Below are 4,121 nucleotides of genomic sequence, written 5' to 3'. Positions count from 1 at the left end.
GGAAAAACAGACCGGCGCTTTGCATGTTCACGCTCCCGTATCGAAGGCGAGGCCGGCGGCGGTGCAGCCCGCCACCGCACAGAGTTCGTCGTTGTCGCCCGTGTCACCGCTGATGCCGACCGCGCCGATGACTTCGCCCGCAGGATTGCGCAGCAAAACCCCGCCCGGAGACGGCGCCATGCCGCCGTCGCTGACGGCGTATAACGCGGCGTAGAAGCCGGGATTGCCCGCCGCCCGCTTGGCCAGGTCACGTGTGCCGTAGCCCATGCCGATGGCGCCGGCCGCTTTCGCATGGGCGATGTCCAGCCGCAGGAAACCGGCCCCGTCTTCGCGCTCCGAGGCAACCGGGCGTGCGCCGGCGTCTAGGACCGTGACCGCCAAGGGCGACAGATTAGTGTCACGGGCGGTTTTCAGCGCGATCGCGATAATCGTGCGGGCGTGGCTGAGGCTGAGATCAGGCATGGAGGGGCAGCTCCTGAGGGGCAAGTTGGGCGCTCAACAGGTCGAGCAGGTGAGAAGCTGATCCCCAGCCGAAGACGTAGCGGTCGGGGCGCAGCAGGATGGCTTGGGCGTCGTGTTGGTCCAGGGCTGCGGTCAAGGCGCCGGTCGTGTCGAAGGTTGGGTCAATGGTGTGTTGCGCGATGCCGAGGCGGCTGAGCAGCGGGTGGTCGGTCCTGCGCCGGGTCAGCAGGACGAAGCCGGGCGGAATGACGTCGTCAAGCAGTAGCCCGTTGGCGACGCGAGGCTGGATAAAGCGCTCGCCGGCACCTGGGGCGACGAGGCCGTTTGTATAGGGCGCGATCAAGTCGGCGGCGGTGGCGATGTCCTGGCCTTCGCGTTGGCGGCGGCGCAGGGTTTCGTCGCGCTCGGCAGCCTTGTCCGGGTCGAGCTCGCAGATATAGCGGCCGGCGGCGACGGCGGCGCCGATGACATGGCGGACCTGCGGCTCGCGCTCGGGCTGGTAGGTGTCGAGGAGGGCGTCGCAGGCGTGGCCGCGAAGGACCAGGTCCAACTTGAAGCAGAGGTTCGCGGCGTCGCGCAGGCCGTGGCACATGCCCTGGCCGAAGAAGGGCGGGGTTTGGTGGGCGGCGTCTCCGGCCAGGAAGACCGACCCCTGACGCCATTGTCTGGCGACACGGGCGTTGAAGCGGTATGTGGCGGTGCGGACGATGTCGTAGCGGCAGCCCTTCAGCCATGGGCCGATAAGGGCTTGGATCGAGGCGGGCTCGACGATGGCGGTTTCGCTTTCACCGGGCAGGAGCATGAACTCCCAGCGGCGATGGGCGCCGCGGCCGGGGACGATGGTCGCCGGGCGCCTGGGATCGCAGGTCATGATCGAAAGCTGCTGCGGGTCGGAGTCGGCGGGCAGGGACGGGATGGCCGGGAAGCTGATTGGGCCGTCGACATTGGCGTCGACCACCAGCCAGGATTCTTCGAACAGCAGGTCGTCGAGCGAGATGCCAAGCGACTCGCGGGTGGGACTGCGGGCGCCATCGCAGGCGATGATGTAGCGAGCCCGGAAAATCCGGTCGCCGGAAGCGACCGTGGTCCCTTCGACGGTGGCGCGTACGCCCTGGATGAACGCGACATTGCCAAAGCGGCGGAAACCATCGCGCAGGGCGGATTCGAGCTCCGGTTGGTAGAAGAAGTAGTCGTTGGCCCAGCCATAGGGCCGCGGCTTACCTGCGCTGCCCATATAGCGGATGACATCGCCGTCGGCGCCCAGGTGCATATGGCCCTGGGTCTCGCGCATGTGCGGCAGCAGGGTTTCGGCCAGGCCAAGGTTCTGGAACAGCCGCATCATCTCGTGATCGATATGGACGGCGCGCGGCAGTGTGAAGACATCGGTGAACTGATCGACGATGGCGACGCGGTGGCCGGCCTGGCCCAGCAGATTGGCGGCGGTCGCGCCGACCGGGCCGCAGCCGATAATGATCACATCGAAGTCGGTCGTGTCAGAAGCGATCATGGGGTCACCAGGAACTGTTTTACAAAGGCGAGAAGGCGGGGGGCGACGTAGGCGCAGTGGCTGGTCGGATCGGTCATGTCTTCAGACGAGAACCACAGGTGTCCGGCGCCGGGGACGATGACGGTTTGCACCAAGGCCCCGGCCTGACGCAGGCGCAGGGCGAAGGCCTGGGTCTGGCTGACGTCGATATCGTCGTCGTGGTCGCCATGGATCAACTGTACCCGCAGGGACCGCGCGGCGTGGGAAACATGGCTGATCGGCGAGGCCTCGAAATAGCGTCTCGGATCGTCGAGCGGCGTCCCGCCCAGCATGCGGACGGTCGGGTTTTCGGCGGCCGTCAGGTTCTTGATCAGGTCGGCCTGCCAAAGGTTGAGTAAATCATAGCAGCCATAGACGCCGATCAGCACGCGCGGCGGGTTGGTGAGGGCGGCAAGGGCCGACAGATGGGCGCCAGCCGAGGCGCCCAACAAGCCGACACAGTTCGGGTCGAGGCCGTGCGACGCGCCGGACGCCTGGACCCAGCGTAGCGCCGCCAGGACGTCGTTCAGGTTCTCCGGCCACACCGGACCTGAGGTCGTCAACCGATAGCTGACGGCCAGAACGGCCACGCCATGCTGCGCAAAAAACCGGCCCCATTGCGCCATGGCCTTTGGCGATCCACGCCGCCAGCCGCCGCCATGAACGGCTACCAGGACAGGATGCGGTCCCGTCGCTTCAGGCAGATACAGGTCGCCGCTGACGTTGCGCGTCGGGTCGAGGATAAGGGTCTCAGGCATGCTCTTCCCGCGTGGGGACGGCGGCGGGCGTACGGCCGGGCAGGGTGCATTTGTGGAACTTGCCGCCCTTCATGATGGCCAGCAGGTTGGCCTTGTTTTGCAGCAGGCGGACGTCGCGGGTCACGTCGCCATTGACCAGCAGGATATCAGCCAGGAAGCCCGGCTTGATCTGGCCGATCTCCAGTTCCATCAACTCGCCGCCCAGCTTGGTGGCGGCGACGAGGACTTCTTTTTGCGTATAGCCGAACAGGTCAACGAAATGCTGAAGGTCGCGGGCATTGGTACCGTTCGGATTGAACGGGAAGCCGTAATCGCCGCCGATCAGCACCCGCACGCCGCGGCGTTTCAGCTCGGGAATCAGCACCTTGGCCTTTTCGATGACCGGCTTGGCCATCTCCTTCATCGACGACATGTCGATGTGCGGTGGCGGATTGGCTTCCAGGGTGGCGACGATGACGCCGATGGCCGGCGCCATGAAGATCTCGTCCTTGCGTGCCACCAGCATGTCGACGGCCTCGGCGTCGGCATAGGTGCAGTGATAGATGACGCGGACGCCGGCGCGCATGCCCATCTTGACGGCGTCATTGCCCTGGGCGTGAGCCGACAGGGGGATGCCGACTTCGCGAGCGGCCTGACCGGCGGCCTGAGCTTCTTCCTCGGTGCACATCAGATGGTGCGAACTGCCCGGATGCAGGGCGTCTTCGCCGGACAGGACCAGCTTGACCTGATCGATCCCCATGGATTTGCATTTTTTGATGAAATTGCGCATGGCGTCGGGGCCGCGGCCGTGATTGACCGCGCCGGGTGCGGTTTCGTCTTCGTCGGGGCTGCGTTCCAGGGTTGAGGCGCGCAGACGCGGGCCAGGCAGGTAGCCCTTGTCGATATTGTCGCGGATAACGACCTCGATGCGCTCGGACAGGGCGCCGGCGCTGTAGGCGCTTGTAAAGCCGGAATCGAGCAGGATGCGGGCGTTTTGCGCCGTCACGATCATCATTTCCTCGATCGGCAGGACGAATTCCGGCACGAAGCGCTCAGTTGAGGACGGCCAGGTAATGTGGGCGTGGGCCTCGGTCATACCGGGCATCAGGGTGGCGCCGCCACCGTCGATGACGTCCGCGCCATCTTCGCTGATCTTCGGGTCGCGTTTGGCGAAGAGGCCATCGGGTCGTTTGGCGACCTTGGTGATGCGGTCGCCTTCGATGAGGACTTCGCCGGGGAACAGGTCGCTGCCCGAACCGTCGAAAATACGGACGTTTTTGAACAAAATACGCTTCACGGGCTTCATCCACTGCTAGCGGCACATTGCGGGTACCGTCTTGTTGTCAGCATTTTTATGGACGAAGTCGGGGGGCGGCGATAATTCAATCGGCCCATAT

4 protein-coding genes are annotated in these 4,121 nt (G+C 65.3%); all 4 read right to left on the bottom strand.

Features of this window, described 5'->3' with window-relative positions; all coding sequences use genetic code 11:
* Positions 1 to 27: 27 nt before the first annotated feature.
* From ABI_RS11800 to ABI_RS11785, 4 genes are read right to left on the bottom strand one after another with little or no spacing between them, the layout of a single operon-like run.
* Positions 28 to 462, bottom strand: coding sequence for a GlcG/HbpS family heme-binding protein (locus ABI_RS11800; protein ID WP_006273215.1), 435 nt, complete (start codon positions 460 to 462; stop codon positions 28 to 30).
* On the bottom strand, positions 455 to 1,969 hold the full coding sequence (mhpA, locus tag ABI_RS11795; protein WP_006273214.1) for a bifunctional 3-(3-hydroxy-phenyl)propionate/3-hydroxycinnamic acid hydroxylase MhpA: 1,515 nt from the start codon (positions 1,967 to 1,969) through the stop codon (positions 455 to 457). Before mhpA ends, ABI_RS11800 begins: the two co-directional genes overlap by 8 nt.
* Positions 1,966 to 2,745 (bottom strand): alpha/beta hydrolase, encoded by a 780-nt coding sequence (locus ABI_RS11790; protein WP_006273213.1) that lies wholly within the window; start codon positions 2,743 to 2,745, stop codon positions 1,966 to 1,968. The genes mhpA and ABI_RS11790 overlap by 4 nt, the downstream gene beginning before the upstream one ends.
* On the bottom strand, positions 2,738 to 4,030 hold the full coding sequence (locus ABI_RS11785; protein ID WP_050808280.1) for an amidohydrolase family protein: 1,293 nt from the start codon (positions 4,028 to 4,030) through the stop codon (positions 2,738 to 2,740). Before ABI_RS11785 ends, ABI_RS11790 begins: the two co-directional genes overlap by 8 nt.
* Between the last annotated feature and the right edge of the window lie 91 nt (positions 4,031 to 4,121).

Origin of the sequence: Asticcacaulis biprosthecium C19, from assembly GCF_000204015.1 — a bacterium.
GTDB classification, from domain to species: Bacteria; Pseudomonadota; Alphaproteobacteria; order Caulobacterales; family Caulobacteraceae; genus Asticcacaulis; species Asticcacaulis biprosthecius.
Note: the sequence above shows the minus strand (reverse complement) of the source record. Positions and strands in the feature narration are given on the sequence as shown.

Bases quoted from the DNA above. Each gene is read 5' to 3' on its own strand.
- ABI_RS11790 (WP_006273213.1), bottom strand. From the start codon at position 2,745: ATGCCTGAGACCCTTATCCTCGACCCGACGCGCAACGTCAGCGGCGAC.
- ABI_RS11800 (WP_006273215.1), bottom strand. From the start codon at position 462: ATGCCTGATCTCAGCCTCAGCCACGCCCGCACGATTATCGCGATCGCG.
- ABI_RS11785 (WP_050808280.1), bottom strand. From the start codon at position 4,030: ATGAAGCCCGTGAAGCGTATTTTGTTCAAAAACGTCCGTATTTTCGAC.
- mhpA (WP_006273214.1), bottom strand. From the start codon at position 1,969: ATGATCGCTTCTGACACGACCGACTTCGATGTGATCATTATCGGCTGC.